The organism is Neisseria sp. HMSC065D04 (genome assembly GCF_001815675.1).
In the GTDB taxonomy this organism is placed as follows: Bacteria; Pseudomonadota; Gammaproteobacteria; order Burkholderiales; family Neisseriaceae; genus Neisseria.
The window spans coordinates 52,825-56,627 of the sequence record NZ_KV821532.1 but is presented as its reverse complement, the minus strand read 5'-3'; the positions used below and the strand labels follow the sequence as shown (position 1 = coordinate 56,627).

The 3,803-nt window shown below is 49.5% G+C and carries 4 protein-coding genes; 2 read left to right on the top strand and 2 right to left on the bottom strand.

The window, feature by feature from the left end; translation table 11 throughout:
* Positions 1-48: 48 nt before the first annotated feature.
* Positions 49-384, bottom strand: a complete 336-nt coding sequence (locus tag HMPREF3050_RS09745) for a hypothetical protein (RefSeq protein ID WP_003767144.1) — start codon at positions 382-384, stop codon at positions 49-51.
* Between the two features lie 146 nt (positions 385-530).
* Here HMPREF3050_RS09745 and HMPREF3050_RS09740 point away from each other — a divergent pair, with 146 nt between their 5' ends.
* Positions 531-1,409 carry a cupin-like domain-containing protein gene (locus HMPREF3050_RS09740; RefSeq protein WP_003767148.1) on the top strand — a complete coding sequence of 293 codons (879 nt, stop codon included), beginning with the start codon at positions 531-533 and terminating at the stop codon, positions 1,407-1,409.
* Positions 1,410-1,671: 262 nt separating this feature from the next.
* Complete coding sequence (locus tag HMPREF3050_RS09735) at positions 1,672-1,977, top strand: hypothetical protein (protein WP_003767167.1); 306 nt, start codon at positions 1,672-1,674, stop codon at positions 1,975-1,977.
* A 78-nt stretch (positions 1,978-2,055) separates the two neighbouring features.
* Here HMPREF3050_RS09735 and HMPREF3050_RS09730 read toward each other — a convergent pair whose 3' ends face one another.
* Positions 2,056-3,384 (bottom strand): anaerobic C4-dicarboxylate transporter family protein, encoded by a 1,329-nt coding sequence (locus tag HMPREF3050_RS09730; RefSeq protein WP_070774653.1) that lies wholly within the window; start codon positions 3,382-3,384, stop codon positions 2,056-2,058.
* Positions 3,385-3,803: the final 419 nt, after the last annotated feature.

Here is a 3,803-nt window from a genome sequence, read left to right as displayed (position 1 = left end):
GACGAGAATAACAGTTATCAATGAACAAAAGCATGGGGGTACGGCCTTTTAGGGTTGTTTGACGGCGGCGATGTTTTCGGGCGAATTGATAAACGCCCACATCTGCTCTTCGGTTCGGAAAACTCCGTTACGGACAATATAATGCAGCGGATGCTTAATCAGCGCATCCGCTTTGCGGACAAATACACGCATATTGCTGCTGTTTGCCGCCATTTCCAACACTTTGGCGGCAAAAGCGGGGCGGTGCAGCTTGTCGTGCATCAGCGGATGGCGGGCGATGTATTCGTTCAGAGGCTTGCCGCTGCTGTGGAAATCCGTGTGCAGCGGGTCGAGGAATACAATAAAAAAAGGCATCTTGCCCAAATAATCGTCTGCATCGTTCATAAGCGTTTCGGACGGAATATTTATATCGACATAATATCACAGTTAACCCCGATTCTTGATTCCAATCAGGTCGTCTGAAACATCGCTTGCCTCCTTCCGAAATATTCACTTAAAATCAGTCTTACATTCCAAAAAGAGATTTGCTTATGGGTTTCAAACTTACTCCGATTGATGTTGTTGATGACATCAGCCGCGAAGATTTTTATCAGAATTATCTCAAGCCGCGCCGTCCCGTCGTGATCAAAGGACTGACCCGCAACTGGCCTGCCCGTGACAAATGGTCGCTGGACTATATGAAAGAAACCGTCGGCGATATCGTCGTCCCCTTGTACGACAGCGCCAAAGCCGACCCTTCCGCGCCGATTAACGCCGCCAGTACGGAAATGCGCTTCAGCGATTATATCGATCTGATCAAACGCGAGCCGACGGATTTGCGGATTTTCTTATTTGACCCCATCAAACACGCTCCCGCCTTGCTGAACGATTACGTTTTCCCCAAAGAGCTGATGGGCGGATTCTTAGACCGTTACCCTACCCTGTTTTTCGGCGGTGCAGGTTCGGAAACCTTCCTGCACTACGACATCGATATGGCGCACATCTTCCATACGCATTTCGGCAAGAAACACATCATCTTGTTCGATTACAAATGGAAAGAGCGCCTGTTCCGCATTCCTTTCGCCACTTACGCGCTGGAAGACTACCACGTCGACAATCCTGATACAGAACGTTTTCCCGAGCTTGAAGGCATTGAAGGCATCGAATGCTTCCTCGAATACGGCGATACCTTGTTCATGCCGACCGGCTGGTGGCATTGGATGAAATACCTTGACGGCTCATTCTCCATCTCCCTGCGCGCATGGGATGAAAGCTGGGCGGTTAAGGCGCATAGTTTGTGGAACCTGACCGTACAGCGCAAGTTCGACGACTTCATGAAAGCCCGCTTTAAAGCACGCTACATGAATTGGAAAGAACAGCTTGCCTGCAAACGCGCCCGCCGCGCATGGGAACGCGGCCTGCCTCGTTAAAACACACTTAAAGGTCGTCTGAAAACAGTATTTCAGACGACCTTTATCCGCAAATTGCCCCGTATCCAGCGCAAAACTTGAAGCAATGAATGGCATTGCTTACTCAATACCGACACGGCGCGTAAGGCAAAAATGCAACAAATGCGAGATACAAGGCTCATATTTTTTTAAACGTCGGCGATAGCTGAAACCAATCTGTCAAAGCAGGCGGATTGACCCTGCTCCTGCCTGCTTTGCCCCATTTTTTTAACCGGAGTGCATCATGCAAACACCTCTAAAATTCTTCACCGCCCTTGTTTTAACGGCATCGGCATTCTCAGCATCCGCTCACGGCATGCATAAACATAAGCCGCTGACCTTTGAAGAGCTGCCCAAAATCTGCCAACAATACTTCACACGCGCGGAGAATTGTTACAAAAAGGCAGGCGCCAAATCCGATTTTCAGCGCAACAATACAAAATTCCTGTTTCAATCCCTGCCTGCCGCCGATTTAACGCAGCGTGAAACCATGTGCAAAATTGCCATGGATTCGTTCGCCGAAAAAACGCGCTCGCTTCATTGCGAATAAGATTTTTGCCGGAAAGATATAGCAAAGGTCGTCTGAAAACCTATTTTGTGTTTTCAGACGACCTTTTTTCAGACGACCTTAAAAGAAGTAATTCGCCAGCAGCAAACCGAATGCCAAGCTGAACGCCATGCTCAAGAGGCCGGGGATCATAAAGCTGTGGTTGAAAATAAATTTGCCGATTTTGGTCGAACCCGTGCTGTCAAAATCAATCGCTGCGATAATCGGACCGTAGTTCGGGATGAAGAAATAGCCGTTCACCGCGACAAACGTGCCGATGATAATCGGAGCGGGAATGCCCAGCGAAATACCGATGGGGAACAGCGTTGCAACGGTCGCCCCTTGGCTGTTGACCAATACAGACAAAACGAACAGGGCAAACGCAAAAGTCCACGGCGCAGTTTCGACCAAATGCGATACGGTTTCTTTGACTTCGGCCAGATGACCGTGCATCAATGTGTCGCCCAGCCATGCCACGCCAAAAACGGCGATAACGGCGCGCATCCCCGCATGGAACACCGAGCCTTTGGTAATCGCGTTACCATTCGGTTTGCAAAGCAGGATAATCAGCGCGGCAGCGGAAAGCATGACGATTTCGATGGTGTGCGCCATGCCCATCAGTTTCGGGCCTTCTTCCGTTTGGAAAGTCGGGCGCAACTCCGGTACGGCGCCCATGACCACCACCAGCAATGCGGCGGCAAGGAAAATCCCGACCGAAAGTTTCGCCTCTTTGCTGACGGGCGCGTTGGAAACTTCAGTCGAATCTTTTTCGTTGGCTTCTATATATTCCGGGTCTTTCAGCAACGCCTGATAATGCGGGTCATCTTTCAACTCTTTGCCGAGCTTGTTGACGAATATGCAGGCAAGGCCGATACCTAAAATAGTTGAAGGAACAGTCACTTTCAGCACATCAGCCATCGTGATGTGTTGCGGTTCAAGGTAGGTCACGCAGGCGACGACCGCGGCCGCAATCGGGCTGGCAACAATGGCGAATTGCGACGCGATGACCGCCATCGTCAACGGACGCGACGGGCGGATACCGTTGCGGCGGCTGACTTCGGCGATAACGGGCAATACCGAATAAGCGACGTGTCCCGTGCCTGCCAATACGGTAAACAGATAAGTCACCATAGGGGCGATGAAAGTGATGTATTTCGGATTGCGGTGTAAAACGCGGGTGGCGATTTTAATCATGTAGTCCAAGCCGCCGCTTGCCTGCATCGATGCGGCAGCGGAAACGACCGCCATAATCATCAGCATCACGTCAATCGGCGGACTGGTCGGCTCAAGATGGAAACCGAAGGCCAAAACTGCCAGCCCGATACCGCCGAGCACACCCAAGCCGATACCGCCGACCTGCGCGCCGATTAAGATACACACCAGTACGATGGCGAACTGGATAAAAAACATTGTGGACATGAACACTCCATTGTTTGTAAAAAAATCTTGAAGAGGAAACGGATTAAAGCGGATATCGGCGGAAGCTGCTGTTGCATTACATCTGATATCCATATTTCTGTTTTTATTTTAAATACCAACACTTTATCCGATTAAATCGGGCGTGATTATAGAGTAAGCACTCGTTATTAACAATGTTTTACTGAAATTAAGACATCAAAGATCGTCTGAAAACACCGAAATTCATTTTTTCAGACGACCTTTTTTCAAGAAAGCCTGTTCAACGCAAGAATGCTTGGCGCGGTTGACTGCGTGCCTCATACGAAATTTATTTTTGACTTTGAGTCAATCCATTCAACAAGACTCGGTTTCCCATCCCAAGCCGCACCATCCTGATATATGGTGGATTAACTTTAAATCAGGACAAGGCG